This is a genomic window from Micromonospora sp. NPDC048868 (assembly GCF_043198195.1).
GTDB classification, from domain to species: Bacteria; Actinomycetota; Actinomycetes; order Mycobacteriales; family Micromonosporaceae; genus Micromonospora; species Micromonospora reichwaldensis.
The window spans coordinates 32,934-47,397 of the sequence record NZ_JBICUN010000030.1; the positions used below are offsets into that span (position 1 = coordinate 32,934).

The following is a 14,464-nucleotide window of genomic DNA, read 5'->3' on the forward strand; positions in this document are numbered from 1 at the left end:
GATGCAGACCCGTACCCTCTACGACTGGTTCCGTACGTCGGCCCGGCAGTACCCGGACAACGTGGCGATCGAGGTCGCCTCGGACGCACTGACCTACGCCGAGTTGCGGGCCGCGGCCGAGCGGTTGTCGGCCGCCATGCAGCGCGCGCCGGGACGGCCACCCCGACGGGTCGGGCTGCTCACCTCCCGCAGCCTCGTCGGCTACATCGCCTACCTGGCCGCCCTGCGGCTGGGTGCGACGGTGGTGCCGCTCAACCCCGCCAACCCGGCGGCCCGGAACCTCGCCATCTCCGACGAGGCGGGGCTCGACCTCGTCATGGTCGACGACACCTCCGGCGACGGGCTGGCCGAGTTCCGCGCGCAGACCACCGTCACGGTCCTCGACCTGACCGGTGAGGGCTGGCGCCGGTTCCTCGCCCCGGGCGACGCGGCGGAGATCCCGCCGGAGGTGGAGCGGGGCCGCGACGACTTCGCGTACATCATCTTCACCAGCGGCACCACCGGGAAGCCCAAGGGCGTGCCGGCGACCCACGCCAACGTCGACTCGTTCCTGACCGAGGTGACCAAGCGGTACCGCTTCCGGCCCGAGTCGCGGGTCTCGCAGACCTTCGAAATGTGCTTCGACGGCTCGATCCTGGCGATGTTCGGCGCGTGGGGCACCGGCGCCACCCTGTGCGTGGCGCAGCGCGGCGACGTGCTGACGCCGGTGCGCTTCATCAACACGAAGCGGCTCACGCACTGGCTGTCCGTGCCGTCGCTGATCTCGTTCGCCAAGCGGTTGCGGGCGCTGGCGCCGGAGAGCATGCCGACGCTGCGGCTGAGCTCCTTCGGCGGGGAGCCGCTCACCATCGAGCAGGTCAACGACTGGACGGCCGCCGCGCCGAACACCGCCGTGATCAACTGCTACGGCCCCACCGAGACCACGTGCATCGTCACCGCCTACGAGGTGCCCGCCGACCCGGCCGCCCGGATCGAGTCGTCGAACCGGTCGGTGCCGATCGGGGACATCTACCCGCACCTCGACTACGTGCTGCTCGACGAGGACCTGCGCCCGGGCGACGACGGCGAGCTGTGCGTCCGCGGTGAGCAGCGCTTCCCCGGCTACCTGGAGCCGGCGGAGAACGCCGGCCGGTTCGTCTCCTTCGACGGCGAGCGGGGCCGGCTCTACGACGGCACCGGGCCGCTGACCGCCGAGCACTGGTACCGCACCGGCGACCGGGTCCGTCGCGAGTTCGGCGAGCTGGTGCACCAGGGCCGCATCGACCACCAGGTGAAGGTGCGCGGCAACCGGGTCGAGCTGGCCGAGATCGAGGCCGCGCTGCGCGCCCACGCCGACGTGGTGGAGGCCGTGGTGCTCACCGTGGCCGGCGCCGACGGGGAGCTGGACCTGCACGCCGTCTACACCGGCGCGGCGCTGGCCGACGACGACCTCACCCGGCTGGTGGGACACCTGCCCCCGTACATGCGGCCACGGGCGTTCCACCACCGGGCGGACATCCCGCTGACCGAGGTGGACAAGGTCGACCGCAAGCGGTTGACCTCCGAGCTGCTCGCGACCCGTGGTTGAGCAGCACGCCGGGGCGGCCCCGGGCCCGGTCCCGGCCACCGGCATGCAGGAGGCCCTGTGGTGGGTGCACCAGCGGGCCCGCGACCGGTCCGTCTACCACCTCACCTGGCGGCTCGCGGTCGACGAGCCGCTCGACGAGGCGGCGCTGGCCGTCGCCTGGCAGGCGATGGTCGACCGGCACGAGGCGTTGCGGACCTCGGTCGTCCGGCAGGCGGACGCCGTCACGCTGGTGGTGGCGCCCCGGATCGTCGTGGGCCTGCACCGGGTGGAGGTGGACGACCCGGGACCGGCCGACCCGGGCACCCTGCTGCGGCTCGTCGCCGAGGAGGTGCACGCCGGGCCGATGGATCCGGAGGCGGCACCGCTGGCCCGGATCACCCTGGTCCGGGTCGGTGACCGGCACGAGGTGCTGCTGACCGTGCACCACGTGGTGCTCGACGGCTGGGCGGTCCAACTGCTCGTCGGCGAGCTGTCCGAGGCGTACGCGGCCACGCGGGAGGGACGTGCCGTCAGCTTCCCGGCCGACCCGGTGCCGTTCAGCACGTACGCGCGGGAGCAGGCCGCGGCCCGCGCGGACGGCCGGTGGGACAAGAGCCTGGCGTACTGGCGCGACGCGCTCGCCGGCGCCACCTCCGCCGTGCTTGAACCCGACCTGCCGGGCGAGGTGGCCAGCGGCGCGCCCGGCGCAATCCTGCGCTACGGCTTCAGCGCCGAGGCGGGCGCCGGGATCGCCGCCCTGGCGAAGGCCACCTTCGCCACCCCGTTCGCGGTCATCCTCGGCGCGGCGCAGATCGTGCTCGCCCGGGCCGGCGCCGGGCCGGACGTGGCGGTGGGCGTGGTGACCGCGAACCGGATGACCGCCCGCGACCAGGCGCTGCTCGGGTACACCGCCAACCTCTGCGTGGCCCGGGCCACGGTCGACGGGGCGGACACCGTCGCGGGGGTGGTGGGTGCCGCCCGGGACGGGATGTGGCAGATGCTGACCCACCAGGCGGTGCCGTACCCGGTGGTGTTCGGGGCGCTGCCCGAGGCGACCCGGAGCGCGCTGGGCGATCCCGCGCCACTGCTGCTGAGCTACCTCGGCCCGATCGGCACCGACCTGCGGCTCGGCCCGGTCCCGGCGACGCTGCTGCCCAGCCCGAACCGGGCCGCCCGGGCCGACCTGGCGATGTCCGTCTGGGAGGCCGACGGCGGCTACCTCGCCGAGATCGAGTACCACACCGGGCGCTACCGGGAGAGCAGCGTGCTGGCCCTCCTGCACGACCTGGACGAGGTGCTGGCCGACGGCGGCGCCGAGCCGCAGCGTACGGTCGGCTCGTTCGACGTCGCCACCCGCGCCCGGGCCGGCCGCGCGGCCCCGGCCACCGTGGACCGCGACCGGGCGACCGGCCCGCTGCCCGAGTCGGCGGACTGGCAGCACGTCGTCGCCGCCTGGACCGACGTGCTCGGCGGCCCGCCGGCCGACGCGGACGTCGACTTCTTCGCCGCCGGCGGCAACTCGCTGAGCGCCCTGCGCCTGGTGGACGCGCTGGCGGCCGACGGGCGACCGGCGGTGGACGTCGTGCGGTGGCTGGGCGAGCCGACCCCCCGCCGGTTGGCCGACCTGCTGGGCAACGGGTCGCAGCCGGTGGCGGCGGAGTCGACGCTTGTGGAGTTGCGGGCGGGCCCGGGGCCGCACCTGCACCTCGTGCACGGCGCCGGGGGCAGCCCGCAGGACTACCAGGACCTGCTGGCGGAGCTGCCGGAGCACTGGCGGGTGACCGCCTCCCGCGACAGCGCGGAGCTGCCGACGGTGGCGGCGCTGGCCCAGCGGTACCGGGCCGACCTGGACGCGGCGGGGCTGGTCCCGGACCTGCTCGGCGGTTGGTCCTTCGGCGGCCAGGTCGCCTACCAGATGGCCGCCGACCAGGTCGGACGGCGCTCGGCGCTGGTCGTGCTGGACTCCGCTCCGCCCGTCGGGTACGAGCTGCCGGCCGACGAGGTCCGGGACCGCTTCGACACCTTCACCGAGAACATCCACCGGGCCCTCGACCTGGAACCGGACGCCCCGAGGCCCCGGGTGACGGGTGGCCCGGAGCCGGCCGGCTTCGACGAGCGGCTGGCCCTCGGCGCGCTCGCGGCCAGCCTGGCCGCCGTCCAGCAGCCCGTGCCCACGGCACTGCTGGCGCACCGGTGGCGCAGCTACGAGCGCCACGTCCGGGCCAGCGCCGAGTACGTCCACGACGGCCCGGTCGACACTCCCGCGCTGGTGATCGGTGCGGATCTGCTCGACGCGCAGCTCGCCCAGTGGACGGCGCGGGTCGGGGCGGCCCGGTCCCAGCGGATCGGCACCGACCACTTCGGAGTGTTGCATTCCGCCGCCGTGACGCAGGTGGCGGCGGCCGTCATCGATTTCGCGCGCGTCGCGGCGGCGCGAGGTTAACCAAGGAGGATCCGTGTTCGACTCGAGAGTCTTGTACCAGGAACTGCGGGAGCACGTGGAGCGCGACGTGGCGCCGGACGACGTCGCCACGGCCCGCCGCGACTTCTCCTACCTGGGGCACGCGAAGGTCTCCTTCGTCGCCCCCGACAGCGTCAAGAAGGCCGTCGCCGACGAGGTCAACGAGCTGATCGACAAGGCCGGTACGCGCCGGGACCTGCGGTTCGCCGAGACCGACTACACGCCGCGCCGGATGCGCAACGTGACCCGGGCCGAGATCGCCGAACTGGGCACCGTCATCAACGGGATCTACACCGCGGAGCCGATCCTGCGGGTGCTGTCGGAGGTGGCCGGCGAGCCGGTGCACCCCTGCCCGTACGAGCCGGAGCAGTTCGTCATCACCTGCCTGGAGAAGGACGGCGACACCCACGGCTGGCACTGGGACGACTTCACCTTCGCGCTGGTCTGGGTGGTCGAGTGCCCGCCGGTGGAGCACGGCGGCTTCGTCCAGTGCGTGCCCAACACCGTCTGGAACAAGGAGCGTCCGGAGATCAACCGGGCGCTGGTCAGCCGGCCGATCTACTCGATGGAGCTGTTCCCCGGCGACCTGTACCTGATGCGGACCAACACCACGCTGCACCGGGTCGCCCCGGTCCGTCAGGGCCGCCGCAAGATCATCAACATGGGGTACGCCTCGACGTCCGACCTGACCCGCGACTTCACCCACGAAACCATGGACCAGCTGTGGGCGACCGTGCCCGCCGGAGAGGTGTGACCATCATGTCGACTCGGAACAACATCGCCCCCCAGCACATCGTGCTCGCCTTCTCCGGCGGGCTCGACACGTCGGTCGCCCTGGTCTGGCTCAAGGAGCGGTACCGCTGCCGGCTGACCGCGTTCATCGCGGACCTCGGGCAGGGCGAGGAGCTGGACACCGCCGCCCGCAAGGCCGAGAAGCTCGGCGCCGACGAGGTGCGGGTGGTCGACCTGCGCGAGGAGTTCGCCCGGGACTACGCCTTCCCCATGTACCGGGCCAACGCCCTCTACGAGGGGCAGTACCTGATGGGGTCCTCCATCGGCCGGCCGCTGATCGCCGCCGCCCAGGTGCGGGTGGCCGAGGAGGTAGGCGCCGACGCCGTGGCGCACGGGGCCACCGGCAAGGGCAACGACCAGATCCGCTTCGAGATGACCTTCGCCGCGCTGCGCCCCGACCTCACGGTGATCAGCCCGTGGCGGGAGTGGGACCTGGCCTCCCGCAGCGACCTGCTCGCGTACGCCGGCAGGCACGGCATCGAGCTGGACCTCAGCAGCGGCGAACGGCCGTACTCCATCGACAGCAACCTGCTGCACACCTCGTACGAGGGCGAGGCGCTGGAGGACCCGGCGCAGCCCGCGCCCGAGGGGCTGCTGTTCCGGGTACGCGACATCGCCGACACCCCCGACGAGCCCGAGACCGTCGAGATCCACTTCCAGGGCGGCAACCCGGTCGGCGTCAACGGGACGCCCCTGTCCGCCAGCGCCGTACTGGAGGCGCTCGACGAGATCGGCCGCCGGCACGGCATCGGCCGGCTCGACATCGTGGAGAACCGGATCTTCGGCATGAAGACCCGCAACATCTACGAGGCCCCGTCGGGCAGCCTGCTCTGGCACGCCCACCGAGCGGTGGAGTCGCTGGTGCTCGACCCGGAGGTGGCGCAGCTCAAGGAGGAGCTGATGCCGAAGTACACCGCCCTGGTCTACCGGGGCCTGTGGTTCGCCCCCGAGCGGCTGATGTTGCAGACCGCCATCGACTTCAGCCAGCAGGACGTCACCGGCGACGCGATCCTGCGGGTGCACCGGGGCACCGTCCAGGTGATCGGCCGCCGCTCCCCGCACAGCCGCTACGACACCGCGTTCGCCACCTTCGAGGCGGACGACGTGTTCGACCAGCGCGACTCCTCCGGCTGGCTGCGGGTCAACACCGTCCGCTTCCGCGCCGGGCGGGCCACCCGGGCGGCGAAGCCGTGAGGATCGTCTTCTTCGGGTACGGCGAGCTCGGCGCGACCGTGCTGCGGGGCATCGCGCCGCACCACGAGGTGCTGCTGGTGCTCACCCACCGGGCCGAGTTCAGCGGGCTCGGCGAGCCGGACGTGGAGCTGGCCGCGGCGGACCTGGGACTGCCGGTGCGCTACTCGGCCACCGCCCGCGAGCCCGACCTGCACGAGCAACTGCGCGACCTCGTACCGGAGCTCATCGTCTCCACCAACTGGCGGACCCGGGTGCCGGCGGAGGTGCTGCGCATCCCGGAACGCGGCGCGGTCAACACGCACGACGCGCTGCTGCCCGCGTACGCCGGGTTCGGCGCCGTCAACTGGGCCATCCGCAACGGCGAGGAGGAGACCGGCCTCACCGTGCACTACATGGCGGAGGAGCTGGACACCGGCCCGATCATCACCCAGGCCCGCGTGAAGATCGGCCCGCACGACACCGCCGGCCAGATCCTGGAGCGCCTCCTCGCGGAGTACGTGCCGGTCACGCTGGAGGCGTTGGAGCGGGTCGCCGAGGGCCACCGGGGCGAGCCGCAGCCGCCCGAGGGGGCGTCGTTCTACCACCGGATCGGCGTCGAGGACACCCGCATCGACTGGCGGGACAGCGCCACCACCATCTGCGACCTGGTACGCGGCCAGTCGGACCCGTTCGTCAACGCGTGGACGACGCACCGGGGGTTCCGGCTGTGGGTCAAGGCCGCCACCCGGCCGACCCGGGCGCACGGCGGCACACCCGGCCGGATCGTCAAGGCCGACTACGGCGGTGTGGTCGTCGCCAGCGGCGGACCGGGCGACGGCGACGACCGCGGGGTGGTGCTGCTCCAGGTCTCCACCGAGACCGGGCCACCCGTGCGCGCCATCGACTACTTCACCACCTTCGGCGAGTACCTTCACTGACACGGTGACCGGGGGCGCCGGTCATCGCGCGTACGACGATGACGGGAGAGGTCGGATGATCGGTCGACTGCACTCGGTGGTGCTGGACTGTCCGGACGCCGAGAAGTTGGCGGAGTTCTACGTCGAGCTGACCGGCCTGGAGTGGGCCGACAGCGACGGGTACTGGGTGACGTTGAAGGGCGCGGACGGGCATCCCCGCCTCTGCCTCCAGAGCGTCGCCGACTACCAGCCGCCGCAGTGGCCGGATCCGGCCTTCCCGCAGCAGGCCCACCTCGACGTGGAGGTGGACGACATCCAGGAGGCCGAGGAAGCGGTGCTGCGGCTGGGCGCCACCCGGCTGCGCGGCGGCGGCAGCCGCAACCACGGCTTCCGGGTCTACGCCGACCCGGTGGGACACCCGTTCTGCCTGGTCTGGGGTCAGGACTGACGCCATGACCAACCAGGACCGGGCAGTGGAGTTCCGCCGTACCGCCGGGGCGTTCGCCACCGGCGTCGGCATCGTCAGCAGCGTGTACGACGATATCCCGCTGGCGATGACGGTCAACTCGTTCACCACCGTCTCGCTGCACCCCACCCTGGTCCTGACCTGTCTGAAGCACCGGAGTCGGCTGCTCACCCAGATCCGGGACTCCGGAATCTTCGCGGTCACCGTGCTGGCGGCGGACCAACGGGACGTCGCCCGTTGGTTCGCCGACGCCCGGCGGCCCTCCGGCGCGGCCGCGTTCGCCGGCGTCCGGGTGCACCGGGCGCCGGCCACCGGCTGCCTCGTGTTCAGCGAGGGACTTGCCTACTTCGACTGCCGCGTACGCGACCTCTCCGACCAGGGCGACCACTCGGTGGTCATCGGGGAGGCGGTGTCGTACGGCCCACTGAATCCGGCGAAGGCGCCGCTGCTCTATCTCCACGGGTCGTACCGGTCGATCGCACCGGTGCCCCCGGCGGTGTCGGCCGCGTAGGGGCCCCACCCCACCCGGCGGCGTCCGCCCCGCGCCGCCCTGGCCGCGATTCGGGTACGACGACGGAGTGCAGGGGGATGGCAACCAGACAAACGAGCCCCTCCCTTTCGGGACGAGCAGTATCGCGTCATGGCCTATTCCCTTCGCCCGGCCAGGATCCGAACCTGCGACAACCAGCCCGGTCAGGAATACCGCCCGACGCACGCCTCGTGCGGGCCGATCACCTGCTGCCACGGAAGGCGCTCCACGCCATTAGGGCAAGAGCGAGCTGCAAATGGTCCAACGCCCATGGGCGGCTCGACCGCGACTCGGCAACTCGCCCCGCACCGGTCGCCATAACCACCTCGACCGCGGCCAACAACAGCATGGTGCCCCAGGTCGAGCGAACAATTACGAACCGGCCCGCGCCGCCCCGTGGTCGCGCCCTCTGGGATTGGCCCAATTTGACGGACGGTGACCATCGACTACGTCCGCCACGGCACCACCGACCTGTTTGCCGCGGTGGACGTGGCACCATCGGCCAGACCCAGCGCACATGTCACCACCAGGAGCTATGTGCTTACTCCGCACCATCGACCGGGCGGGCCAGGACCGAACTGGAACCACACATCATGCTGGGCAGCTACGCCAGCCCGCCATCCAGCAGGGACTCATTGAGCACGCCAGTTCCACCTGCACTGCACCCCGAACTACTAGTCGTGACTGAACCCTGGGCGATCTGTTCCGCGAACCAACCTACCGCAGCCACGTCGGCTTGCCCGGCGCAGTCTCACCGACCTTAAATCAGATGTGACCGCCTGGATCGCGGCACAGAACGCCGCCTCAAGCCGTCTACCTGCGCGGGGGCAGAAGACGACATCCTCGAAACAGCTCTCGCGCCCCTCGAACGATTTAACAGATGTCAACACCAGGCACGATTGAATTGACAGTGGTTGATTATCGTGGCAGGCTCAGAGCATCCCTTCGAACAGAACGGAGCTTCAATGCGCGCGATTCGAAAGATCCTCGCTGCCACCGCCGTCACCGGCGCGACCGCGGTGTCCATGCTGGCGGGTGCGGCCCCCGCGTCCGCCGACGCTGGAGCCAACGCAGTCGGCTGGTACACGGGTTACGGCTCGGGATCCTCCGCCTCGCTCGCCATCTGGTCGGCGGAGAACGACGCCAAGTGGAAGGCCCAGATGGGCGGCTTCAACACCTACCTCGACTGCCGCACGACCTACAGCAGCAGCACGAAGATCAGCGACTACTACTACACCGCCAACGTGCAGCTGTACTGCTACACCTTCAACTGAGCCACCGCTCGCCGATCGCCGGAAGGAGTTCGTCGGGCACCACCAGGCGCACTCCTTCCGGTCGTCGGCGATCTGCCCGGGGCGCGGAGGACGTACCAGCTCGTCCGCAAGACGCACAACGTCGCCGCGGTGCGTTCGCTGGTCGACCGACACTCCGCTCCCCGGGCCGCTCTCCTCGCCGCCGCCCCAACAAGATCGTTCATTGGTTCGACGAGCCGTGCCGTCGAGCAGCGCGAAACAGCCGCCCGCGTGGGCACAAGGCTGACTACCCTGGCCGCCGTAACGACCATCGAGCAGCTTGAGCGGGAGATATGGCCGGACCCCGACCCGGGCAGCACCTTCCTCGTCCGACGCTGCACCGAGCTGCGGCGCAAGCCGGTAGCAGAGTTCACGGTCGAAGACCTGCGCATCATGCTCGGTCAGCAAATCGGGGTGTCGGCCCTGCTGCCTCTCGCGGTGCAAGTCTTGCTCCGCGATCCCTTGGCCGAGGGTGACTACCATCCGGGCGACCTGCTCTTCACCGTGCTGCGGCTATCAAACTCAGCGTGGTCGGATTTCCGAGCCGAACGGAAGCGCCTGGCGTCGACTGTGGCTCGACTCGTTGCCGGCCCCCCGTTCTCCGAACCTGACCTCAGACCGCGTGACCCGAACCGGCAGCTACGCGACGCCATGGCGCGCTTCCTTGCTGATCTTCGAAGTGCCCCGGCCGGATTCCAACCTGCGACACACGGTTCAGAAGTGGAGTACGGGCCGAGTCGCCTTCGGGCCTCTGACCCGCCCCGACTGGCTCGGCCGTAGCCATGATCGCCAAGATCGATCCGTATGACAACGACACTGCCGCCGACTGGTGCGGTGACCTCCACGATGCCGATCCGTCTGCGCGATCGGCAATGGTTCGCGCTGCCCTGACAACGGCCGCACTCAACACCGGATACCTCGAGCATGACGAGGCCGTCTCGGCCATCGCTGCGGCAGCGATCGTGGCATCTCACATGCCCGGCGGAGACCCGATAACCTCGCCGTGCGCACCGGACTTCCTGCTTGCTGGCGAATCCCTTGACCTGGACGACGACCTGCCACAGCTGGCAATCGACGCACTCGACCGGGTCCTCGGCGACGACTCGGAGTGGCGGGACCAATGGGGCAAGGCCGAGTCCCCTGACTTCCCGCAGATCCACAAGCTCCGTGCGGTGCTGTACGGTCCGCCTGAACTGCCAGGTAAATCCGCGCCGTTCTAACTGGCCTACAGCGATACACCTACGCATGACGCCGGAGTGCACCCCACTTCGGGAGATCGTTCTCGACTGACCTGATCCGCCTGGAACGCCTGCTCAGCGGCGCCGTCGTGGTGCCCGATCATGGCTGCTGCTGACCGTCCAGACACGCTTCTCGCACGTGTGCCCCCGCAACGGGTGCGCGGCCACGCAATCGTTACGGCCGTTACGGCTCTGGCCCGTCCGGTCCCGGCTGTTCGCGCGGCGGTGCGCCGCTATCGCGGTGCCCGGCCTCAACCATTGGGGCGACGGGAGGCGTCTTACCTGGCGAGGGGGTGGGCATGACCAAGACGTTCCACGAGTTCGTGGCGCACCGCTCACCAGCGTTGTCCCGGACGGCCTATCTGCTCACCGGCGATCACCATCTCGCCGAGGATCTGCTGCAGAGCGCGCTGGCGAAGACGTACCAGCACTGGCGGCGCATCCGCAGCGGCGACCCGGATGCCTACGTGCGGCGGGTGATGTACCACCATCAGGTCTCCTGGTGGCGCCGCCGCCTCGCCGAACGGCTGGACCCGGAGCCCACCGACCGACCCGGCGACGACCACTCCGACGCGACCGCCCTGCGGCTCACCCTGGCGGCTGCGCTGCGCCAACTCACCCCGCGCCAACGCGCCGTGGTCGTGCTGCGGTTCTACGAGGACCTGACCGAGACGCAGGTCGCCGAGGTGCTGGGCTGCTCCGTCGGCACGGTGAAACGGCACGGCCACGACGCGCTACGCCGACTGCGCGCCATCGCCCCCCAACTGGTCGACCCAGCGGCGGAGAGGATCCCGCGATGACCAACCGACTACGCGAGTCGCTGCACACAGCGGCGGCCGACGTTCCCGCGTACCCGGTCTACGAACGGGCGCTCGCCACCGCCCGCCGTTCCCGCCGCCGTACCGCCCTCGCGGTCGCGGCGGCGCTGGTGCTGGTCGCGCTGGCCGGGGCGGTGCTGCCGCTGGCGGGTACCCGCGCCGTCGACCCGGCGGCCGGCGCCAAGGCCGCGCTGCCCGACCGGGTCGGCGTGCCGCCCCTCGGCAGCCTGCACGCCACCGATCGACCGCGCCCCGGTCCCGCCTCGGTGATCTTCACCGGTCAGGCCCCGCGCCTGACATACGGCGACGAGGGCAGCATCATCGCGGTCGTCGGTGCGGACGTCGACCGCTACCGGATCATCAAAGGCGAGATCGAGGCGCAAGCCGGCGAGGACACGGTACTGTCTCCCGACGGTCGCCGCGTCGCCTTCAGTTCAGTCGGCTTCACGCATCCCCGAGTGGAGATCGTCGACCTGGTGACTGGGCGCAGCCGTACCGTGGCCAGCGGGGTCTCCGGCACCGTCATGGTCGAACCGGCGGGCTGGTCGCCGGACGGGCGGGCGCTGGTCGTCCGAGACACAGTGCCGGCCAACCCGGAGGGCAGCGCCTACCGGCAGGTGTTGAGCATCGTCTGGCTGGACGGCGACCGCCGGACCCGGCTGGTCGACGATCACGAGGGAAATGGGTCCCCGGTCGCATTCGCCCCGGACGGTGCACGGCTCGCCTTTCAAACCGGGCGGACGGTCACCGTCACCGACCTCGACGGCCGGCGGCGCTCCTCGTTCACCCTCGCGTCCGACACGGAGTTGGCCGGCAAGGGTGCCTGGAGCACCGACGGTAGGACGTTGACGGTCACCCGGCGGGACGGCGACAGCTGGAGCCTGCGGCGGATCGACCCGACCGCGGGCAGGGACCTCGGCGCGATCGGCACGCCGGCCGTCTCCGGTGTGACCGCCATCCGGCTGCTGGGGTGGGCGGTGGATGGGACTGCGTGGGTCGTCGCCTACCAGCCCGCACCCCACGCTCCGGCCGCGTTCGACCGGCCCCTCGAGATGGAGCAACGACTGGCGTACGGCAACGTCGGCACGGTGCGGGTGCTGGCCCTCGCTCGTGGCGCGGACGCTCCCGCCACCCTGCTCACCGCCCCAAGGGACGTCGTCGCGATCGACGTTTCCGACGACGTGATCCGCAGCGGTCGCACCCGTGAGGCAAGCCCACCCCGCGTGGGCCCCCGATTCTGGTTCTGGACCATCCTCATCCCCGTCCTGGTGACCGGCATCGCCGCGTACCGCTTTCGCGAACGGATAGCACTCTGGCTCGACGACCGGCGTGTCAGGCGTGCGCGCGGACGGGCGGGTGTCCTCGATCGAAAAGGTTGGAGGATTGAGTAGAGCTTGGCGGATCTTCACCCGAACCGGAAGACCGCTCACGGATCGACGGCGCCTCCGGGGGCAAGTGACCTGACGTGGTGGCGAGTGTGGTCAAGTGCCGTACCGCGTGGTCAGACGTACCGGTCGTGCCGCCGAGCATGATCGAGAGTCGCCACGCGGTACGGCTTTCGCTGACTTCCGGATGACGGGCTGCGGGCGTCTGAGGACGGCCGGAGGCGTCCACAGAACGGTCCGCAGCGCGTCTTGATCACGGTTCAGGAAGGCGACTGAGACAGGCTGGCGCGTGTGCCCTTGACCTGGACGTCCGCGTCGTCACGTGCCCGACGGGTCAAGATCATTGCACGCACTCTGCACGGCCCCCGAATCAGCGTCTACGACTGCTGCGTCCGCCCGACCTGCCGTACTCGGATCCGTGAGCCAGCGATGGTCGTAGCCGAGGTGATCCCAGCGAGAACGCATCCAGCCCTGCTGCCGGGCAGAGGAGGTACGCCACAGGTACCTCAAGTTGTCGCCCAGCAGATGCCGTCGCTCCGACGCGACACAGCCGGGTAGCCCATGGCAGAGGTCGGCAAGTTCGTTGATCTGCTCACGCCGCTTCAGCAAGGTCTCCAGCGACTCGTCGTCCACGGGAGCCGTGTACAACCGAATCTCCAGGAAGGCCAAGTGCAGGAGCTGCAAGACGGCCTTCTCTGTCACTACGTCCGGTGGCTCGACGGTCGTCACCGGACAAGTCTCTCCGGCGGCCGACCGGACGGCGTGCGTGCGGTCGTCTTTCGGCAACCCCCAGTTTGGAAGAGCGCGCTCAACCAAGCCCTGATTCCGGCGACGTCTGCGGCCGGGCATCTGCCCCCGTGCCCGCACATGACCGCTGCCCGCCACAGTCACTGGCCCGTGGATGGACCATGACGGCCTCGCGATGATGGCTCATGCCATGCCTGCCCTCTGCTGCCAGACTTGATCAACGGAATGAGGAAGGGAGACACTAGCCGTGGCCAGGCGCAGGTACCGCAAGTCCCAGCCGGTGGAGCCACCAATCCCACCCCAGATGCCCCGCACGCTCATGGGCCGGTTCCTACGGGAGAGCATGCTGCGCCACTCGTCGGAGCGTGAACCACTCACAGCAAGGTTCCCAGAGTTCAACTCGCTTGGCTCCGCCCATGTCATGATCGTCGCCTTCCAAATCGCGGTGGCCCGACTCTTCGATCCCAACCACGGGCTCAAAGACGTTGAGCTCCTCGTATCTGCCATGCGGCGCGCGTTCGGCCCGGAACTGCCCTGGCTGGAGACCGAGGCCCTCATCCGCTTCGAGCTGGGTGAGGACGTTGCGATCGGAGACCTGTCGGTTCGGACCAGGACTTACGCCATGATCTTGACCCTTGGTGCCTATGCCGACTTCGTGGAGCGGAACGAAGCAGAGGTACACGCACTCCTCATCGATGCCGAGCGAAGAGCCTTCAACCGCGGGCACCATCCGGAGCTTGCGGAGTAGCAGCGGCTGCCGACCAACGTCGTCATGGGCCACCCGCACCAAGGCACGGCTGCGCTGTGGGCGCGCGGCTGCCCGGTTGTGTACGGGTTACCGCCCCGGCCCGAAGGCCGGGGCGGCTGGCCATGTCGGCGGCTCTCCGCGCGCCTGGTCCCAGGTACTCGGTGGCAAGCCGCGAAGCGGCGCGGCAGCCGATCGCCCCGGCCACGACGGTGGCCGACAACCCCGCGATCGTCACGGCAAGAAGGACCGCCACGCTGAGAGGGTGGTTCGGTAGCCTTTGCCCATTGTGGGCTTGGCTCAGTGTGTGAATGCGAGCGATGGTCGTAACCGGTGAGGTCTCCATCGCGTTGGG

General features: G+C 70.5%; 14 protein-coding genes. 13 read left to right on the top strand and 1 reads right to left on the bottom strand.

The features are described 5' to 3' along the window. Position 1 precedes the first annotated feature (1 nt). The 12 genes from ACGFNF_RS29375 to ACGFNF_RS29430 all read left to right on the top strand — a co-directional run bounded on the left by ACGFNF_RS29375 (position 2) and on the right by ACGFNF_RS29430 (position 12,623). On the top strand, positions 2–1,567 hold the full coding sequence (locus ACGFNF_RS29375; RefSeq protein WP_393172125.1) for an amino acid adenylation domain-containing protein: 1,566 nt from the start codon (positions 2–4) through the stop codon (positions 1,565–1,567). Continuing rightward, positions 1,560–3,989, top strand: coding sequence for a condensation domain-containing protein (locus ACGFNF_RS29380; RefSeq protein WP_393172127.1), 2,430 nt, complete (start codon positions 1,560–1,562; stop codon positions 3,987–3,989). Before ACGFNF_RS29375 ends, ACGFNF_RS29380 begins: the two co-directional genes overlap by 8 nt. A gap of 13 nt (positions 3,990–4,002) precedes the next feature. Beyond that, the gene (locus ACGFNF_RS29385; protein ID WP_393172128.1) at positions 4,003–4,761 is read left to right on the top strand and encodes a hypothetical protein; all 759 of its coding nucleotides are present in this window, start codon (positions 4,003–4,005) and stop codon (positions 4,759–4,761) included. A 5-nt stretch (positions 4,762–4,766) separates the two neighbouring features. Further along, positions 4,767–5,993: an argininosuccinate synthase gene (locus ACGFNF_RS29390; protein ID WP_151453748.1), complete on the top strand. Its 1,227-nt coding sequence runs from the start codon at positions 4,767–4,769 to the stop codon at positions 5,991–5,993. Further along, positions 5,990–6,910, top strand: a complete 921-nt coding sequence (locus tag ACGFNF_RS29395) for a methionyl-tRNA formyltransferase (RefSeq protein ID WP_393172130.1) — start codon at positions 5,990–5,992, stop codon at positions 6,908–6,910. Before ACGFNF_RS29390 ends, ACGFNF_RS29395 begins: the two co-directional genes overlap by 4 nt. A gap of 55 nt (positions 6,911–6,965) precedes the next feature. After that, positions 6,966–7,337: a VOC family protein gene (locus ACGFNF_RS29400; protein WP_132231726.1), complete on the top strand. Its 372-nt coding sequence runs from the start codon at positions 6,966–6,968 to the stop codon at positions 7,335–7,337. A 4-nt stretch (positions 7,338–7,341) separates the two neighbouring features. Further along, entirely contained in the window at positions 7,342–7,866 is a 525-nt protein-coding gene (locus ACGFNF_RS29405) for a flavin reductase family protein (RefSeq protein ID WP_132231728.1), read from the top strand. 983 nt (positions 7,867–8,849) lie between these two features. Further along, positions 8,850–9,158 carry a hypothetical protein gene (locus tag ACGFNF_RS29410; RefSeq protein ID WP_393172133.1) on the top strand — a complete coding sequence of 103 codons (309 nt, stop codon included), beginning with the start codon at positions 8,850–8,852 and terminating at the stop codon, positions 9,156–9,158. A gap of 249 nt (positions 9,159–9,407) precedes the next feature. After that, positions 9,408–9,956 carry a contact-dependent growth inhibition system immunity protein gene (locus tag ACGFNF_RS29415; RefSeq protein WP_393172147.1) on the top strand — a complete coding sequence of 183 codons (549 nt, stop codon included), beginning with the start codon at positions 9,408–9,410 and terminating at the stop codon, positions 9,954–9,956. A 2-nt stretch (positions 9,957–9,958) separates the two neighbouring features. After that, on the top strand, positions 9,959–10,396 hold the full coding sequence (locus ACGFNF_RS29420; RefSeq protein ID WP_393172135.1) for a DUF4259 domain-containing protein: 438 nt from the start codon (positions 9,959–9,961) through the stop codon (positions 10,394–10,396). 317 nt (positions 10,397–10,713) lie between these two features. Further along, a complete protein-coding gene (locus ACGFNF_RS29425) occupies positions 10,714–11,214 on the top strand; it encodes a SigE family RNA polymerase sigma factor (protein WP_393172137.1) in 501 nt (166 codons plus the stop codon). Next, complete coding sequence (locus tag ACGFNF_RS29430) at positions 11,211–12,623, top strand: TolB family protein (protein ID WP_393172139.1); 1,413 nt, start codon at positions 11,211–11,213, stop codon at positions 12,621–12,623. The genes ACGFNF_RS29425 and ACGFNF_RS29430 overlap by 4 nt, the downstream gene beginning before the upstream one ends. A gap of 312 nt (positions 12,624–12,935) precedes the next feature. Here ACGFNF_RS29430 and ACGFNF_RS29435 read toward each other — a convergent pair whose 3' ends face one another. After that, positions 12,936–13,346 (bottom strand): hypothetical protein, encoded by a 411-nt coding sequence (locus ACGFNF_RS29435; RefSeq protein ID WP_393172141.1) that lies wholly within the window; start codon positions 13,344–13,346, stop codon positions 12,936–12,938. 439 nt (positions 13,347–13,785) lie between these two features. On the opposite strand from ACGFNF_RS29435, the gene ACGFNF_RS29440 reads away from it, so the two are divergent. Further along, positions 13,786–14,112: a hypothetical protein gene (locus ACGFNF_RS29440; protein ID WP_393172143.1), complete on the top strand. Its 327-nt coding sequence runs from the start codon at positions 13,786–13,788 to the stop codon at positions 14,110–14,112. Positions 14,113–14,464 lie beyond the last annotated feature (352 nt).

Bases quoted from the DNA above. Each gene is read 5' to 3' on its own strand.
- ACGFNF_RS29375 (WP_393172125.1), top strand. From the start codon at position 2: ATGCAGACCCGTACCCTCTACGACTGGTTCCGTACGTCGGCCCGGCAG.
- ACGFNF_RS29390 (WP_151453748.1), top strand. From the start codon at position 4,767: ATGTCGACTCGGAACAACATCGCCCCCCAGCACATCGTGCTCGCCTTC.
- ACGFNF_RS29400 (WP_132231726.1), top strand. From the start codon at position 6,966: ATGATCGGTCGACTGCACTCGGTGGTGCTGGACTGTCCGGACGCCGAG.
- ACGFNF_RS29405 (WP_132231728.1), top strand. From the start codon at position 7,342: ATGACCAACCAGGACCGGGCAGTGGAGTTCCGCCGTACCGCCGGGGCG.
- ACGFNF_RS29410 (WP_393172133.1), top strand. From the start codon at position 8,850: ATGCGCGCGATTCGAAAGATCCTCGCTGCCACCGCCGTCACCGGCGCG.
- ACGFNF_RS29420 (WP_393172135.1), top strand. From the start codon at position 9,959: ATGATCGCCAAGATCGATCCGTATGACAACGACACTGCCGCCGACTGG.
- ACGFNF_RS29425 (WP_393172137.1), top strand. From the start codon at position 10,714: ATGACCAAGACGTTCCACGAGTTCGTGGCGCACCGCTCACCAGCGTTG.
- ACGFNF_RS29430 (WP_393172139.1), top strand. From the start codon at position 11,211: ATGACCAACCGACTACGCGAGTCGCTGCACACAGCGGCGGCCGACGTT.
- ACGFNF_RS29440 (WP_393172143.1), top strand. From the start codon at position 13,786: ATGATCGTCGCCTTCCAAATCGCGGTGGCCCGACTCTTCGATCCCAAC.